Consider the following 16,871-nt stretch of genomic DNA (forward strand, 5'->3'; position numbering starts at 1 on the left):
ACCGAATAATAAAGGATCTATAGATGAGCCTGAACTTTTTAGAATTTGAAAAGCCAATCGCAGAGCTAGAAGCAAAAATTGAAGCACTTCGTGACGTATCTCGTCATGGCGGTGAAGCGGGTGTTGATCTTGAAAAAGAGATTGAGCAGCTAGAAAAGAAAAGCCTAGAACTTAAAAAGAAAACGTTCAGTGACCTTGGTGCATGGGAAACTGCTCAGTTAGCTCGTCACCCACAGCGCCCTTACACGCTAGATTACATCGAGCACGTATTTACTGAGTTTGATGAAATGGCGGGTGACCGTCACTACGCTGACGACAAAGCAATTGTTGGTGGTATGGCTCGTCTAAATGGCCGTCCAGTGATGATCATTGGTCACCAGAAAGGTCGTGAGACCAAAGAAAAAGTAAAACGTAACTTTGGTATGCCAAAGCCAGAAGGTTACCGTAAAGCGCTACGTCTAATGCAAACGGCAGAGCGTTTTAACATGCCAGTGATCACTTTCATCGATACTGCAGGTGCATACCCAGGTGTTGGTGCTGAAGAGCGTGGTCAATCAGAAGCAATCGCAACTAACCTTAAAGTGATGGCTGGCCTAAAAGTGCCTGTAATCTGTAACGTTGTTGGTGAAGGCGGTTCTGGTGGCGCTCTAGCTATCGGTGTGGGTGATTACGTGAACATGCTTCAGTACTCAACTTATTCGGTAATCTCTCCAGAAGGTTGTGCATCAATCCTATGGCGTGATTCAGATAAAGCGCCACAAGCAGCAGAAGCGATGGGTCTAATTGCTCCGCGACTAAAAGAGCTTGAGCTTATCGATGAAATTATCGAAGAGCCGCTAGGTGGTGCACACCGTGATCACCTGACAATGGCTCAAAACATGAAGGCAACACTGTCTCGTCAACTTGAAGAGTTAGAGCAGTTTGATAACGATACGCTACTAGAGCGTCGTTACCAGCGCCTAATGAGCTACGGTTACTGTTAATCGCTACGCGTATCATAGAAAGGCTGAACTTAGGTTCAGCCTTTTTTATTGCTAGTGATAAAATAACCCTATAACTCTCAAGATAAAGACAGTGATGAAGCTTAAATCAACGTTTTACGCAGCGATTGACCAATATTATCAACCAAACACACGCATTGTGCTTGGTTTGAGTGGTGGGCTGGACTCACGAGTGATGCTCGAGTTGCTGGCTCAATACGCTCAGCAACATAGCGTGGAGTGTTTAGCGGTACATGTTCACCATGGACTGAGTGACAATGCTGACCAATGGGCGAAGCAGTGCCAGCATTGGTGCCAATCATTAAATGTCCCTTTAGTTATCGAAAGAGTGAGTTTAGATGTTGAGGGACGGAGTATCGAAGAGAGTGCGCGCGAAGCTCGTTATAACGCATTGAGTAAGCACCTCAAGTGCGGCGACTTATTACTAACGGGTCAACATGCAGATGATCAGTTAGAGACGTTTTTGCTAGCCCTTAAACGCGGTAGCGGCCCTAAAGGCTTAGCTTCTATGGCTGCGGTCATGCCTTTCGAAAAGGCGCAAATTGTAAGGCCACTTTTATCCGCGACTCGCCAAGAGATAGAAGAGTTTGCTCGAAGTTTAGATCTCGAGTGGGTTGAAGATGAGAGCAATCAAGATCAGCGCTTTGAGCGTAATTTCATTCGCCATAACCTTACGCCTAGCATGAGAGAGCGTTGGCCGCACATCCATCAGTCAGTGCAGCGCAGCGCTGAACTTTGTGCAGAGCAAGAACAATTGCTTGATGAGCTGATGACAGAGAAGTTGTCTGCGGCGATGTACTCAGACGACAGCTTAGATATTGCCACGTTAGCGGCGATGAGTGAGTTGGCCAGAATGCGCCTGTTGAGAATGTGGTTAGAATCCCTTGGTCTGCGTATGCCTAGCCGAGTACAGCTTGATAAATTATGGCAGGAAGTGGCTCAGGCTCAGCAAGATGCTAACCCTCAATTGACGTTGGCCGATGGGCAGATTCGACGCTTCGCACATAAATTATACGTTGTTCAAGCATGGCAAAGTCTTGAGCATTGGCAGTGCGCGTTACAGCTTGAACAAGTTTGTCAGTTGCCAGATGAGTTAGGTCAATTAGCACTGGTTTCATCATCTAGTGGCAAATTATCACAGCAAGCATTAGCTCAAGCACCATTACAGGTGCTATTTAACCCCGAAGGACTTACTGCCCATCCGGCAGAACGGGGTCATAGTCGAAAGCTGAAAAAATTATTTCAAGAGTATGGCATCCCAAGCTGGCTGAGACGTAGAACCCCTATAGTAATGTGTGGTGAGCGGGTTGTTGCGGTCGGAGATTTATTTATTGATCGTCACTTTATAGGCCAAGACTGTGAACTCATCTGGGACAAGCTTTAGTTGTTTCTGTAAAATTGTATACATAAAAACGTACAACTATCATGGAATTATAAGGAAGAGCAATGAAAAAACTCGCTATTGGATTGGTTATTGGTATGGGGCTACTTAGTGGCCAAGCGTTAGCGGCCGGTGATGTTGCTGCTGGCAAAGCGAAAGCGGCGGTTTGTGCTGCTTGTCATGGCGCTGACGGTATCGCAATGATCCCAGGTTACCCAAACCTGAAAGGTCAAAACGAGCAATACCTTGTTTCTTCGATCAACGCATACAAAAACAAAGAGCGTAACGGAGGCATGGCGGCAGTAATGCAAGCTCAAGCTTCAATGTTAAATGACGCGGATATTGCTAACCTAGCGGCTTACTACGCAAGTTTGAAATAATTGCCATTCGGCTTAGATAAAACAATCGAGCCCGAGCATTCAACGCTCGGGCTTTTTATTACCCAGTTATCATGGGATAATGGCGACAGTTACAATAGTTTAAGGGATGAACATGAAAAAGATCGAAGCCATTATTAAGCCGTTCAAGCTTGATGATGTACGTGAAGCGCTAGCTGAAGTTGGTATTACTGGCATGACAGTGTCTGAAGTTAAAGGTTTTGGCCGTCAAAAAGGTCATACAGAGCTGTATCGTGGTGCCGAATACATGGTGGACTTCCTGCCTAAAGTGAAGCTAGAAATTGTCGTGACTGACGATGTGGCCGATCAATGTGTTGATACCATCATTGAGACTGCGCAGACAGGCAAAATTGGTGACGGAAAAATCTTTATTACCGATGTTGAGCGTATCGTGCGAATTCGTACTGGCGAAGAAGACGAAGACGCAATCTAATATACTAAAAAAGAGCCGTAAGGCTCTTTTTTGTTTTTGGCGAACAATATGAAAAAAGCTTCCTTAATTCTGCTCCCTTTAGTACTCGCGAGTGCTACCTTTATCGGCTACAAATCGATATTTCAGCTATCGGATAGTGTGCAACTGACATCGCTAGATGGTGACCAAGTAGAGTTGTCACTGCAATGCTATCAAAATCCAAATGCGGCGGTGGTTGATCAATCGGGTGAAATAAATCTCTTAGTTTGGAATCTTTATAAGCAGAATCGCGACAATTGGCAGCAACGTTTGCAGCAGTTTTCTGCTAACAAGCAATTAGTTCTGCTGCAGGAAGCGAGCATGACGGAAGAGCTACGTGAATGGATCTTGGCGGCTAAATGGTTTGGCAGTCAGGTGGATGCATTTAAGGCGTTCGATACTACGGCAGGTGTACTGAACCTTTCATTGAGTGCGCCAGCTAAAGCGTGTGCTTATACCGAGCTTGAGCCATGGCTTAGATTGCCTAAATCGGCCTTGTATGCACTGTATCCACTTTCTAATGGAGAGCAGCTAGCGGTCGTTAATATTCATGCGGTGAACTTTACGTATGGGACGGTTGAATATCAGCGTCAGTTAGACGTGCTGGTGGCTGAGCTCAAGAAACACCAAGGGCCAGTTATTGTTGCAGGCGACTTTAATAGTTGGAGTGAAGAGCGTTTGACGGTGATGCACCAAGCTCTGAAATCACTTGGGCTGCAAGAGGCGACGTATCTGCCGGATCACCGCACTCAATTTATTACTGGTTTACCACTGGATCATGTGTTTTTCCGTGGGCTTGGGTTAGAAGCCGCAGAGGCGCCCGAATCGGACGCCTCTGATCATAACCCTATTTTGGTGCGCTTCCGACTAGAAAATCAGGATGTATAGCGCCCAAATCAAGTAGTAGCCAACCCAAGGTAGCGCGGAAATTGCAAGAGCTTGACCGCGCTCAAACTCAGTCCAAGTACCAATAGCTGCGTAGCCTAAAGCAATGTACCAAGGCAGCAACAGAGGGAATGAGCTGGCAAACTGAGACCAATCATTAGTCAGTGGCAGTTTCAGTAAACCATTTAAACTATTTAGGTCGGCGGCATAAACCATCACCTGACCATGCTTAAGTAGCACGCTGACATAACTTGCCAAATCACCGATGATCGCTGGGAAAGTGATCACTGCGCCAGCTGCGAACCATTTCCAAAAGCCATGTTGATGTTGGCTCGGCTTCGTCGCGAGGTTAAACCAGAATGCCAACATCAGGATTGTCAGTGTACGCCCTGCAATATCACTGATGATCTCGCTGGCCATCAGAGTATTAGGATCCAATAGCTCCAGCTGCTTTGGATTGGTTTCCGCTAGCTGTGCTGCCAACCCTTCTCTTAGCCATTCAAAATTGACCAAGTCAAAGTAAGATCCCCAGAACAAAAATGGCGACAGAATTAAGAAAACATAAGGCTGCCATCCCCAAGCACCGCGTTGGTATAGAGCTAAGAAACACGCGCTTGGCGATCGAAAAATATCGAGCAGCATAACAAGTGGGTTGCTTGACGGGTTCATACGCTTACCTTAGTTACATCTACATAAAGTTTAAGCTTCTGTCCTGGCTTGAGGTACTTCTGCTTATTTAAACCATTCCATTTAACAATATCGTTCGACTTCACTTTAAACTTGCTAGCAATGCCGCTGATAGTGTCACCACTGCGTACGTTGTAGAACACAGTACGAATGATGGCGCCGTCGGAGCTGTTCTTCCAAATTACAAGCTTTTGACCGACGCGAAGCGTATCGCGCGGACCCATGCCGTTCCACTTAGCGAGAGATTGGTGCGAAACCTTATTCTCTTTTGCAATCGACCATAAACTATCACCTGAGCTCACAGTGTGAGTCAGTTTGTACTGACCGCGGTTCTTTGATTGCGTTTTCGCCAGGCGGTTAGAGGCACTTAGGGCGTAAGCTTTGTCGTCTTTGGTTGAAGTAGGAATTAGTAAGTGCTGACCAACACGAATATTGTTATTCGTCATGTTGTTCGCCGTACGAATAACGCTTGAAGTCGTATTGTATTTCTGCGCTAAAACGCTCACGCTATCGCCAGATTTGACTTTGTAGCGCACGACTTTCATGCCCTTGCCACGATTGTCACTAACTGCTTTATTGAACTTAGCGATATTAGCTGTAGGCAGCAGCAATTGATGCGGACCTTCTGGCGCCGTGGCCCACTGATTATAGGCAGGGTTCAAACCTTGTAGCTCTTTCACTGAGATACCCGCATATTGAGCTGCAATCGCAAGATCGAGTTGCTCTTTAGGGTCTACTAGCTTAACCACTGGTTTGTTCGCAATCGGCGGAATGATTAAGCCATATTTCTCTTGATTGGCAACAATATCAGCCAGTGCGAGTAGCTTTGGTACGTATCCGCTGGTCTCTTTAGGTAGGTCTAGCGAGAAGAAGTCAGTAGGCTTACCTAAATTGTTGTTCTTGCGAATGGCACGCGAAACACGGCCACCACCACTGTTGTAGGCAGCAATTGCGTGTGTCCACTCACCATCAAAACGTTTATTGAGGTAGGTTAGGTAATCCAGTGCGGCATCTGTTGAGGCTGGCACGTCGCGGCGGCCGTCATACCAGAAGTTTTGCTCTAGGCCTTGTTGCTTACCTGTGCCTGGGACAAATTGCCATAAGCCTGCCGCGCTACCGTGTGAATAGGCAAAGGCATCAAATGAGCTTTCTACAACAGGCAGTAAAGCTAACTCTAGAGGCAGGCCACGCTGTTCAATCTTTTCAGTAATTAGGTACAAGAAAGGTTCTGCACGCTTAGATACTGTTTTCAGATGGTTGGGGTGTTTTAAGTACCAAGTGCGGTAGTAGTCGACCAATTTATGATCTGGAATAGGCATCTCTAGTTGCATCGCAATGCGTTGCCATACATCTTCTTGAGATTGAGGAGTCACCACAGGTTGTGGTTTTGCTACCGGCTTTGCGGGTTGAGCGGTTAACTCAGTTTGCTTGCTTGGTGTTGGATTATTGGTTCCCGGAGAGACGGCTTCACCGGAATCTGTTGGCTGGGTAAGTTGACAGCCAGATAATACTAGCGCGAATACCCAGCTGTGTTTAACTCGCATTTCACAGCCCTTTTTATCTTTGGCTGCTGATAATACTTGTCACAATTAGTCAGTGACAAGCTGCAAATCGTTAAAATTCGTTCTTCCACTCACGTAATGCAGTAAAAATTGACAAAGAGTCTGTCTCAGAGGTGCGATTTGCGACCGAACGCATGACGGTTGGCTGGTCGGTACGAAGGAACGGATTGATCCATTTCTCGCGGCGAATGCTACTTGGTAGCGTTGGTTTGTTCTGCGCGCGTAGGCGATTCACTTCATCACGATACTGTTGCAGTTGTTCGTTGTCTGGCTCAACGGCAAGTGCAAAAGCGACATTGCTTGCGGTGTACTCATGGGCGCAGAACACTTGTGTTTCTTCAGGCAGAGCCACTAATTTGCTCAGTGAAGTGTGCATCTGTTCCATCGTGCCTTCAAACACGCGGCCACATCCTGCAGAAAACAGCACATCACCACAAAACAATTTGCTATCACCGACGTAGCCAATATGTCCCAGCGTATGACCTTCAAGCCCTAAGACGAAGAAAACTTCATCAAATAGCTCAATTTGGTCACCTGCTTCAACCGCGTGAGTCAGCGTGGGAACTGGCTCATTAGCTGGGCCGACAACATCGACGTTAGGGAACTGTCTGACTAATTCAGCAATACCGCCAATATGGTCGTGATGGTGGTGGGTGATAAGAATTGCTTCTAAACTCAGGTCGTGCTGAGCAAGATAATCAAGCACAGGCTTTGCATCTCCCGGATCGACAACAGCACAACGGCGATCGCTATTTTCAATCAGCCAGATGTAATTATCATTAAATGCAGGTATGCTTTTGATATTCAACATAGTTGTGTCTCCCAAGAGTGAAGCAGGTTAGATATGAAACCAGCACGTAGCGCTAAAAAGCTTGAAAAACCTCATTCATGGTCTCAGCTAAAAAATGGTCAATGGGTCAGTGACTCCATTCAAACCCGCGTTGATGAATGGTGCCCTAAATTATTTGGGTATCACTTACTCAAGTTGGGTGGTTTGAGCTGCGAGTTAACTAGCTTCAACTGTAATATTCAACATCAAGTTCAGTTAGATATCCAGAACCCTTTGCATAATGTGATTGCAGATGGTTACGATTTGCCCTTTTTAGAGAAAAGCTTTGATGCTGTCTTGATGGCACATCAGCTTGATTACTGCAATGATCCTCATCGTATGCTGCGTGAAGTTGACCGAGTAATGATCGATGATGGTTATATGATTATTACCGGTTTTAACCCTATGAGTCTTACTGGCTTGGGGAGCTTAATGCCATGGCGACGGAACAACTTGCCTTGGAGCGGCCGCATGTTTACGCCAAATCGAATTAAAGATTGGTTAGGGCTGCTGAACTACCAAGTGGTTGAGTGTGATAGCTATGCACTGTTTCCAATGCAAAAGTATCGAACTATGTGGACTTGGCTTGAAAACAGTTTAGGTGATTGGGCCGCGCCGATGGGCAGTTTGTACTTTATTGTCGCGCGTAAACGTACCTATCCATTGAAACCGATTAAACCGCACTGGAAGCTAAAACGAAAATTGACGCCAGTCAGCGTCAATTATAAGGTTTCGAACAAGCAGCCGTACTAATTAGGAACGTAGCCGGTATCTTCTTCGGTTGGGTTCTCTGCTGCAGCGCGTGCAAGCTCGTCACACATTTCGTTTTCACGATGGCCCGCATGACCTTTTACCCAGCGCCAATCTACCGTGTGGCGCTCTGTTTCTTGGTCAAGCGCTTTCCAAAGGTCGGCATTTTTAACCGGTTTTTTATCAGCGGTTTTCCAACCGCGTTTTTTCCAGTTATGTATCCATTGAGTGATGCCTTGACGAACATATTGGCTATCAGTGGTAAGTATGACATCGCAAGGTTCTTTCAATGCTTGCAGTGCTACGATGGTTGCTAGCATTTCCATACGATTGTTAGTCGTTAAGGTATAGCCTTTAGCAAGGGTCTTTTCTGTCTGTTTATAGCGTAATACGACGCCATAGCCACCTGGGCCAGGATTACCTAAACAAGAACCATCAGTGAAAATTTCCACTTGTTTCGTCATGATTTGATACTATTGGGTTAAGCACATTATTGGCATAGTCTGACACACATATTGTTATGAATACCAGCAACAATTCTAAGCAGCATCGTATCGTCGTTCTCGATACGGAAACCACCGGTATGAACCAAGAGGGTGGTCCACATTATCAAGGTCACCGCATTATCGAAATCGGTGCGGTTGAGATCATTAACCGTAAGCTGACTGGGCGTCATTTCCACGTTTATATCAAGCCGGATCGTGATATTCAGCCCGAGGCGATCGGGGTTCACGGTATTACCGATGAATTTCTTGTAGATAAGCCAGAGTACCAAGACGTTCATAAAGAGTTTTTGGAGTTCATCAAAGATTCAGAGCTGGTGGCTCACAACGCCTCGTTCGATACCGGCTTTATGGATCACGAATTTTCGATGCTCGATCCAACCATCGGTAAAACAGACGACTATTGTAAGGTGACCGATACGCTGGCCATGGCGAAGAAGATCTTCCCAGGCAAGCGAAACAACCTTGATGTGCTCTGTGATCGTTACGGTATTGATAACTCGCACCGTACCCTTCACGGCGCTTTGCTCGATGCGGAGATCCTAGCTGACGTCTACCTGTTAATGACTGGTGGTCAAACATCGTTGCAATTTAATGCGGGTAGTTCAAATGATGACGGTGGGGAAGCGATAAAACGTGCCGCCAGTGGACGAAAAGCGCTAAAGGTTCTACGTGCAACGGCCGATGAAATAGATGCCCATAATAAAAGATTAGATATCGTCGAGAAAAACGGAAGTTGTCTCTGGCGTCAGTAGGAGAAAGGATGTTGAGGATTTGGATTGCCATTGTAGGTCTTGTGTTTAGCGCGTTAAGCTACTCAGCTGAAGAATCCTCAATGAGCTTGTTAGATAACCGTTTTCGAGTTGATCCGTCGATTAAGCAGATCACTTTTGTTATCTATCGAGCGAAAAGCTCGCAACCTGTGGTTTTAGTTCGCCCAGATGGTAAGAAATACTACGCTTGGCGCTCTCCTGATAATGTCCGTTGGTATCAAGAATCATCCATGGACATCATTTCGATTGATAGCCCGATGCCAGGACCTTGGCAAGCTATCGGCAAGGTGACACCTAAAAACAAAATTAAGCTTATCTCTCACTTAGAACTCTCTACCGATAAGATGCCGAGTCGTCTTTTCTTAGGCGAGTCGATTAAGTTTAATGCGCGCCTCACCTCAAACGGGCAGCCACTTGTGCTGCGAGATTTCCTCGACCGAGTCAAACTGAAGGTGACGTTCACTAAGTTTATTGAGAATGAAGAAACCTTAGTCAAAGAAGCGCGGCCAATTCCTGAAGTGATTGGTGAGTTTGCTGATGATGGACGCGGCTTAGATGAAGTCGCAGGCGATGGTATTTTTACTGTGTTATTGCCCGTTACGAGCGAGCCGGGTAAATATCGGGTTCGGATTACTTCTGGAAATGGCGTCTTTTTACGTGCTCAAGAGCAAGAAGTCTTAGTGTACCCTCAGCCACTGCAATCGACCTTTATTCAATCTCGGGTTGCAGGTACCCCGCACAAGGTCGTGATCAATGGTGAGCAGGGTATGATTCAGCCAGGCTCGATTTCTGCGCATATCGAGCATATGGGGCCTGATGGAGACAAAGTGACGGTACAAGGCAGTGCCGAAGCGGAAAGTAACAAGGTGGAATTAGAAATTCCCAACAGTGACAACAATGGTCATTACTCTTGGTCAGGTAAAGCCTTTGCTACCGAAATGGGCTCAGAGCGACCACTTATGTTTGACATTACCGAACATACTTACAGTGTGGTTGAAGAGGTCGACTTAGCGGAAACACGCCGCTTACAAGAGCTTGAAAGAATCCAGCAGCAGAAAATGCTCGAAGAGATGCAGCTACTACAAATGCGTGAAGAGAAGAAAACACGCACCATGATCATTATCGGCGTGGGTAACTTTGTCGTACTGATTCTTGGTCTGGTGGTTTGGTTTGTGATGGGCAAGCTGAGAGCGAAGAAACAAGCGATACCAGAGATGCAGTTAGAGATGCCGAAGAAATAACGCATTCTACTGACTTTGTAAGCATTAAAAAGGGCTGCCATTGGCAGCCCTTTGTTGTATCGACGGATTGGAATGTTAAGCGACTTCATCCATTGCAGGTGTCAGTGTTGGCTGAGGCTTTGCCGCTAAGTCCTTTGGGTCGAAATCATCAACATTAATGACATACAGACGATGCTGCTCGGCCTCGCGCAACAAGTTAGCTTCATTGCTATCAATTATGCCTTGCTCTAGACCGATATCAGCAACAAGATCTAAGCGTAGGAATGGGCGGCGTTTATTCGTCGCTTTACATACCTTATCAAACACAGGCTCAGCTTCTAGAATGATATGCAGTGCCTTTTCAATTTTACCGACTGGGTTAAATTCACTCGCTTCAAAGTATTGGTTACGGCCAATTCGAGAACGAGTCGCGCTTGGCGTTTGAAGAATTTGCGCTACTTGGCTATCAAGCTTATCACTTGGCGCTTTACGAATACGACCAAATGGTAGAATGATCACTCTGAGTGCTTTTCCTAGCCACTTGTTCGGGAAGTTCGCCAAGAACTCATCAATCGCATGCTCTGTCTGTTTTAAGCTGTCTTGCAGACCCCAGTGAACCAGAGGCAGATCATCGGCAATACGGCCTTCACTTTCATAGCGCTTCAGCGTTGCAGAGCTTAAGTACAGTTGGCTCAAAATATCGCCAAGGCGGGCTGATAGGCGCTCTTTGCGCTTCAAAGAACCACCTAATACTGCCATCGAGATATCTGATAGGAAGGCAATATTGGCGCTGTAGCGGTTAAGCTGTTGGTAATAACGGGTTGTTTGGTCTTTAACCGGCGCATTAGATAAACGCCCATCAGTAAGACCTAACCATAAGCTGCGGACAAAGTTACTCATGGTAAAGCTGACGTGGCCAGCTAGCGCACTATCAAACTTATCCAGAGCGTCTGATGAATCTGAATAGGCGGCATTCATCTCTGCTAGAACATATGGATGGCAGCGGATCGCACCTTGACCATAGATGATCATTGAGCGAGTCAGAATGTTCGCACCTTCCACAGTAACTGCGATTGGCGCACCTTGGTAACCACGCGCTAGGAAGTTCGATGGACCCATACAAATGCCTTTACCACCGACGATATCCATAGCATCAATCACGCTATGTTGCATACGGTGAGTACAGTGATATTTAACGATAGCTGAAATGACCGATGGTTTTTCACCTAGGTCGATACCCGCAACCGTTAATGCGCTTGCCGCATCCATCACATAGGCATTACCACCTAGGCGTGCCAATGGCTCTTCGACCCCTTCCATATGGCCAATTGGCTGTTTGAACTGGCGGCGAATACGTGCGTAAGCGCCAGTTGCAAGCGCGGCAGTTTTAATACCGCCTGTTGAGTTTGAAGGTAGGGTAATACCACGACCAACCGAGAGACATTCAACCAGCATACGCCAGCCTTGGCCTGCCATTTTCGGCCCGCCAATGATGAAATCGAGTGGTACAAACAAATCGTCACCGCGAGTAGGACCGTTTTGGAACGGTACGTTGAGCGGGAAGTGGCGGTTACCAATTTCAACGCCTTTTAGATGAGTTGGGATTAGGGCACAAGTGATACCAAGGTCTTGTTGTTCACCAAGTAGGCCATCTGGGTCTCGCAGTTTAAATGCTAAACCTAGTACCGTCGCAACAGGGGCTAGGGTGATGTAACGCTTGTTCCAAGTCAGGCGCATCCCTAGTACTTCTTTGCCTTCCCATTTGCCTTTACATACCACACCGAAATCTGGAATAGAGCCTGCATCTGAGCCCGCTTCAGGACTAGTCAGGGCAAAACAAGGGATCTCTTTACCTTCGGCTAGACGAGGTAAGTAGTAATCTTTCTGGTCGTTAGTACCGTAGTGTTGCAGTAATTCACCTGGGCCTAAAGAGTTAGGTACGCCTACTGTAGATGACAGTACGCTCGAAACACCCGTTAGTTTTTGTAGCACCAAAGATTGTGCGTAAGCTGAGAACTCAAGACCACCGTATTTCTTTTTAATGATCATGGCGAAGAACTTATGATCTTTTAAGTACTGCCATACTTCAGGTGGTAAGTCGGCCAGTTCATGAGTCACTTGGTAGTCGTTAACCATGGCGCATACTTCACTAACTGGTCCGTCTAGGAACGCTTGTTCTTCCGCGCTTAGCTTAGGATCTTTAATCTCATGTAGCTTGTTCCAGTTCGGCTTACCTTTGAATAGCTCGGCTTCCCACCAAACAGTACCCGCATCGAGTGCTTCTTTTTCCGTTTGCGACATAGCAGGAAGCACTTTCTTAAATAGAGTCAGTGCTTTTTTGCTGATCAGAGATTGGCGCACCGACGGGATAGCTAATGTCACAACCGCTGCGATAAATAGAATCCAACTCAGTGAGCCCGCACTACCAAAGATAGACAGAGCTACCATGGTTGCGGTCAGAGCCGAGATAGAGAGTAGCAGCGAGCTGCGATGGTATAAGCAAACCGCCAGTACAGCGGTAAAACCTAAGATAGAGAGCAAGATGTCCATATTATTGTTCCTTTTACGGCGGCCTTATATGTGTTGTACGCCTTTAAAGTAGTAAGAGGTCTAACCAGTTAAGTGTAATCAAAATATTAATAAAATGTAAAATGGCAATTTGTTCAAAAAGTGATCTAAGTAGAGTGAAAGGTCTAAAAATGATGAGTCATGCAGATTTTGTGAGGAGAGATTTGTAATAAAGGTGCAATTGTTAACGGTGGGCTATCGACAGTGAGAATTGTTTGAGTAAACTCTGTAGGTAATGCTTTCTGTAATTGATGCAGAACTATTTATTACAAAAATTAGAGATAAACCTATGTACCAGGACCTAATTAAAAACGAATTGACCGAAGCTGCCGATGTACTGAATAAGTTTTTGAGTGATGATAATAATATTGCTCAGATTGAAGCGGCGGCGAAGATGATTGCTGATTCATTTAAGCAAGGTGGTAAAGTTCTGTCTTGTGGTAATGGCGGTTCACACTGTGATTCGATGCATTTTGCTGAAGAGCTAACAGGTCGTTACCGCGAAAACCGTCCTGGTTTACCGGGTATCGCGATTTCAGATCCGAGCCACCTATCATGTGTGAGTAACGATTTCGGCTACGATTTTGTTTTTTCACGTTATGTTGAAGCGGTAGGTAGCAAAGGCGACGTGCTGTTTGGTCTATCGACGTCAGGCAACTCAGGTAACATCCTAAAGGCGATTGAAGCTGCTCAAGCTAAAGGGATGAAAACCATCGCATTGACAGGTAAAGATGGCGGTAAAATGGCTGGTCTAGCGGATATTGAAATCCGTGTACCGCATTTTGGTTACGCTGACCGTATCCAAGAGATCCACATCAAAATCATCCACATCGTGATTCAACTGATTGAAAAGGAAATGGAGCAGGCTTAATAGCTGTTACCGTTTTCTATCTTATAACTATAAGCGCTAGCAATCTTGCTGGCGCTTATGTTATTAAATAAGTATGACACGCAAGGAAGAATGGAGTTTGCTAGACCATGTGTGAATTGCTCGGAATGAGCGCTAACGTTCCAACCGATATCTGTTTTAGTTTTACTGGTTTGATGCAGCGAGGCGGTAATACTGGCCCGCATCGTGATGGCTGGGGGATTACTTTCTATGAAGGTAAGGGCTTTCGTACCTTTAAAGATCCCAACCCGAGTTGCGATTCAAAAATAGCGGAGCTAGTGCAAAACTACCCGATAAAGAGTCGTGCGGTGATAAGCCATATCAGACAAGCCAACCGCGGTGGCGTCAACCTAGAAAATACTCACCCATTTACTCGCGAATTGTGGGGACGTTATTGGACATTTGCACATAATGGCCAGCTTTGTGATTATCAAGACTTCCATACAGGTCGACATCGCCCAGTAGGTCAGACGGACAGTGAATTAGCGTTTTGCTGGTTACTTAAGCAGATGGAAGACCGATACCCTGAGCCACCACAAGATATGGTTGGCGTGTTCCGTTTTGTCGCTGAGTGCTGTGACAAACTGCGTGAGAAAGGAGTATTTAATATGCTGCTTTCTGATGGTGAGTATGTCGTTACCTACTGTACCAATCACTTGTATTGGATCACGCGTCGTGCCCCGTTTGGTAAAGCATCACTGATCGATGAAGATGTGGAGATTAACTTCCAAGAAGAGACAACACCGAATGATATTGTTTCAGTGATTGCCACTCAGCCGCTGACTGACAATGAGAAGTGGCATCGTATGAAACCGGGAGAATTTGGTATTTTCCACTTTGGTGAGTTGATTGATGGTAATGCTGACGAACTTATTGATGTGCCATACGCGCCGAAGAAAGTGGCAAGCCAAGCGCCAACGGAACCGTTGGAGTAGGGAATCTCATCGGGTATTCGACTCACTTCAAGAAATCTCCAACTCATTCGTTCCTCATTCTTGAGGATGACGTAGCTATTAAGTGTCATTCCATAGACTGACGAAGGAAGGAGTAGGGAATCTCATCAAGTGTTCGATTTGCTTCAAGAGCTCCCCCAATTCATTCGTTCTTCATTCTTGAGGATGACGTTATCTACTTTTAAATTCCATTAAAAAAGGCTGATGTTTTCACATCAGCCTTTTTCGTATCTAAGCGTTAAACAACTTAAGCAAGTTGCGCTTTAACGTGCTCAACAATGTCAGCCATCGCTACTGCCGTTTTCTCACCGTTACGGCGGTTCTTGTACTCGAAGTTGCCTTCTTTCATCGAACGATCACCGATCACGATAGTGTGAGGAACACCGATAAGTTCCATATCAGAGAACATAACGCCTGGGCGCTCTTTACGGTCGTCGAATAGAACTTCGATACCCATAGCCGTCAGTTCAGCGTACAGCTTCTCAGCCGCTTCTTTCACTTCTTCTGACTTGTGCATGTTCATTGGCACGATAGCTACTTGGAAAGGTGCTAGTGCGTCTGGCCAGATGATGCCGTATTTATCGTGGTTCTGCTCGATTGCAGAAGCAACAACACGTGATACACCGATACCGTAACAACCCATCTCTAGGATTACGTTTTTACCGTCAGGACCAAGAACACCACAGTTCATGGCTTGAGAGTAAACATTGCCTAGCTGGAAGATGTGACCGACTTCGATACCACGCTTCAGCATTAGCGTACCTTGACCACATGGGCTTGGATCGCCTTCCACGACGTTACGTAGATCTTCAATTTGGCCTAGTTCAACGTCACGACCCCAGTTGATACCGAAGTAGTGTTTGTCATCAACGTTAGCACCTGCGCCAAAGTCGCTCATCATAGCCACTGTGCGGTCAACAATGAATGGTAGCTCAAGACCTACTGGGCCAAGAGAACCAGGGCCTGCGCCAATCAGTGCACGAATTTCTTCTTCCGTTGCCATCTCTAGAGGGGCAGCAACTTGAGGAAGGTTCTCAGCTTTCACTTCGTTCAGTTCGTGATCGCCACGGATGATAAGCGCGATGATATCGGCATCTACTTCATCAGATGCTTTAACGAAAAGCGTCTTAACTGTCTTCTCGATAGGCATGTCGAACTGTTCAACAAGCTCAGCAATAGTTTTCGCATTTGGCGTATCAACCAGCGTCATTTCTTGAGTTGGCTGCGCACGCTCACCTGCAGGCGCTGCTGCTTCTGCTTTCTCGATGTTCGCTGCGTAATCAGACTCAGTAGAGAACGCGATTAGGTCTTCGCCGCTTTCTGCTAGTACGTGGAACTCTTGAGAGCCACTACCGCCGATAGCGCCAGAGTCAGCCAGTACTGGACGGTACTCAAGGCCCATGCGATCGAATGCTTTACAGTAAGCATCGTGCATCGCTTGGTAAGATTGCTCTAGGCCAGCTTTATCGATGTCGAAGCTGTATGCATCCATCATGCAGAATTCACGTGCACGCATTACGCCAAAACGTGGGCGGCGCTCATCACGGAACTTAGTCTGGATTTGGTATAGGTTAAGAGGAAGCTGTTTGTACGAGCTTACTTCGTTGCGAACAAGGCTAGTGATAACCTCTTCAGCAGTTGGGCTAAGAACAAACGGACGAGTATGGCGATCAGTAAAGCGAAGTAGCTCAGGGCCCATCTTTTCAGAACGACCTGTCTCTTCCCATAGTTCAAACGGCTGAACAACGGGCATCAGAGTTTCGACAGCACCTGCATTGTCGATCTCTTGACGAACGATGTTTTCGACTTTACGCAATACACGTAGACCAGTAGGTAGCCAGGTGTAAAGACCTGAAGCTAGCTTACGGATCATACCTGCACGTAGCATAAGCTGGTGGCTTACTACTTCTGCGTCGTTTGGAGTCTCCTTCAGAGTAGAAAGAAGATAATTACTGGTACGCATTAAATTTATCCGTTTATTAAAGTTGAATACTCAAGCCAGAATGGACAGGAGCATGAAG

The 16,871-nt window shown here is 46.2% G+C and carries 16 protein-coding genes; 10 read left to right on the plus strand and 6 right to left on the minus strand.

Annotated features, from left to right (window positions below; translation table 11 throughout):
- Positions 1-23 precede the first annotated feature (23 nt).
- The 5 genes from accA to ACHUFZ_RS13685 all read left to right on the plus strand — a co-directional run bounded on the left by accA (position 24) and on the right by ACHUFZ_RS13685 (position 4,119).
- Positions 24-983: an acetyl-CoA carboxylase carboxyl transferase subunit alpha gene (accA, locus tag ACHUFZ_RS13665; protein ID WP_134836276.1), complete on the plus strand. Its 960-nt coding sequence runs from the start codon at positions 24-26 to the stop codon at positions 981-983.
- 94 nt (positions 984-1,077) lie between these two features.
- Entirely contained in the window at positions 1,078-2,385 is a 1,308-nt protein-coding gene (tilS, locus tag ACHUFZ_RS13670; protein WP_394127593.1) for a tRNA lysidine(34) synthetase TilS, read from the plus strand.
- A 62-nt stretch (positions 2,386-2,447) separates the two neighbouring features.
- Positions 2,448-2,762 (plus strand): c-type cytochrome, encoded by a 315-nt coding sequence (locus tag ACHUFZ_RS13675; RefSeq protein ID WP_134836274.1) that lies wholly within the window; start codon positions 2,448-2,450, stop codon positions 2,760-2,762.
- 112 nt (positions 2,763-2,874) lie between these two features.
- On the plus strand, positions 2,875-3,213 hold the full coding sequence (glnB, locus tag ACHUFZ_RS13680) for a nitrogen regulatory protein P-II (protein WP_004744805.1): 339 nt from the start codon (positions 2,875-2,877) through the stop codon (positions 3,211-3,213).
- Positions 3,214-3,261: 48 nt separating this feature from the next.
- A complete protein-coding gene (locus ACHUFZ_RS13685; RefSeq protein ID WP_394127594.1) occupies positions 3,262-4,119 on the plus strand; it encodes an endonuclease/exonuclease/phosphatase family protein in 858 nt (285 codons plus the stop codon).
- On the opposite strand, the gene ACHUFZ_RS13690 is transcribed toward ACHUFZ_RS13685, so the two are convergent.
- The 3 genes from ACHUFZ_RS13690 to gloB form a co-directional block, all read right to left on the minus strand.
- On the minus strand, positions 4,099-4,785 hold the full coding sequence (locus tag ACHUFZ_RS13690; RefSeq protein WP_394127595.1) for a YIP1 family protein: 687 nt from the start codon (positions 4,783-4,785) through the stop codon (positions 4,099-4,101). The two genes, ACHUFZ_RS13685 and ACHUFZ_RS13690, sit on opposite strands and share 21 nt — an antisense overlap.
- Positions 4,782-6,347, minus strand: coding sequence for a LysM peptidoglycan-binding domain-containing protein (locus ACHUFZ_RS13695; RefSeq protein ID WP_394127596.1), 1,566 nt, complete (start codon positions 6,345-6,347; stop codon positions 4,782-4,784). Before ACHUFZ_RS13695 ends, ACHUFZ_RS13690 begins: the two co-directional genes overlap by 4 nt.
- Before the next feature lie 70 nt (positions 6,348-6,417).
- Complete coding sequence (gloB, locus tag ACHUFZ_RS13700; RefSeq protein WP_134836270.1) at positions 6,418-7,176, minus strand: hydroxyacylglutathione hydrolase; 759 nt, start codon at positions 7,174-7,176, stop codon at positions 6,418-6,420.
- A gap of 33 nt (positions 7,177-7,209) precedes the next feature.
- Here gloB and ACHUFZ_RS13705 point away from each other — a divergent pair, with 33 nt between their 5' ends.
- The gene (locus ACHUFZ_RS13705; RefSeq protein ID WP_394127597.1) at positions 7,210-7,947 is read left to right on the plus strand and encodes a class I SAM-dependent methyltransferase; all 738 of its coding nucleotides are present in this window, start codon (positions 7,210-7,212) and stop codon (positions 7,945-7,947) included.
- Here ACHUFZ_RS13705 and rnhA read toward each other — a convergent pair.
- Positions 7,944-8,408, minus strand: a complete 465-nt coding sequence (gene rnhA / locus ACHUFZ_RS13710) for a ribonuclease HI (RefSeq protein WP_134836268.1) — start codon at positions 8,406-8,408, stop codon at positions 7,944-7,946. The two genes, ACHUFZ_RS13705 and rnhA, sit on opposite strands and share 4 nt — an antisense overlap.
- 56 nt (positions 8,409-8,464) lie before the next feature.
- On the opposite strand from rnhA, the gene dnaQ reads away from it, so the two are divergent.
- Positions 8,465-9,202, plus strand: a complete 738-nt coding sequence (dnaQ, locus tag ACHUFZ_RS13715) for a DNA polymerase III subunit epsilon (protein WP_134836267.1) — start codon at positions 8,465-8,467, stop codon at positions 9,200-9,202.
- 8 nt (positions 9,203-9,210) lie between these two features.
- A complete protein-coding gene (locus ACHUFZ_RS13720) occupies positions 9,211-10,461 on the plus strand; it encodes a TIGR03503 family protein (RefSeq protein WP_394127598.1) in 1,251 nt (416 codons plus the stop codon).
- Positions 10,462-10,536: 75 nt separating this feature from the next.
- On the opposite strand, the gene fadE is transcribed toward ACHUFZ_RS13720, so the two are convergent.
- Positions 10,537-12,990 carry an acyl-CoA dehydrogenase FadE gene (fadE, locus tag ACHUFZ_RS13725; protein WP_394127599.1) on the minus strand — a complete coding sequence of 818 codons (2,454 nt, stop codon included), beginning with the start codon at positions 12,988-12,990 and terminating at the stop codon, positions 10,537-10,539.
- 307 nt (positions 12,991-13,297) lie between these two features.
- Between fadE and lpcA the strand changes: the two genes are divergently transcribed.
- Positions 13,298-13,879 (plus strand): D-sedoheptulose 7-phosphate isomerase, encoded by a 582-nt coding sequence (gene lpcA / locus ACHUFZ_RS13730; RefSeq protein WP_394127600.1) that lies wholly within the window; start codon positions 13,298-13,300, stop codon positions 13,877-13,879.
- Positions 13,880-13,986: 107 nt separating this feature from the next.
- Positions 13,987-14,832: a class II glutamine amidotransferase gene (locus ACHUFZ_RS13735; protein WP_394127601.1), complete on the plus strand. Its 846-nt coding sequence runs from the start codon at positions 13,987-13,989 to the stop codon at positions 14,830-14,832.
- Between the two features lie 265 nt (positions 14,833-15,097).
- Here ACHUFZ_RS13735 and ACHUFZ_RS13740 read toward each other — a convergent pair whose 3' ends face one another.
- Entirely contained in the window at positions 15,098-16,813 is a 1,716-nt protein-coding gene (locus tag ACHUFZ_RS13740; RefSeq protein ID WP_394127602.1) for a proline--tRNA ligase, read from the minus strand.
- Positions 16,814-16,871 lie beyond the last annotated feature (58 nt).

This window comes from Vibrio hepatarius (assembly GCF_043642085.1).
GTDB lineage: Bacteria > Pseudomonadota > Gammaproteobacteria > Enterobacterales > Vibrionaceae > Vibrio > Vibrio hepatarius_C.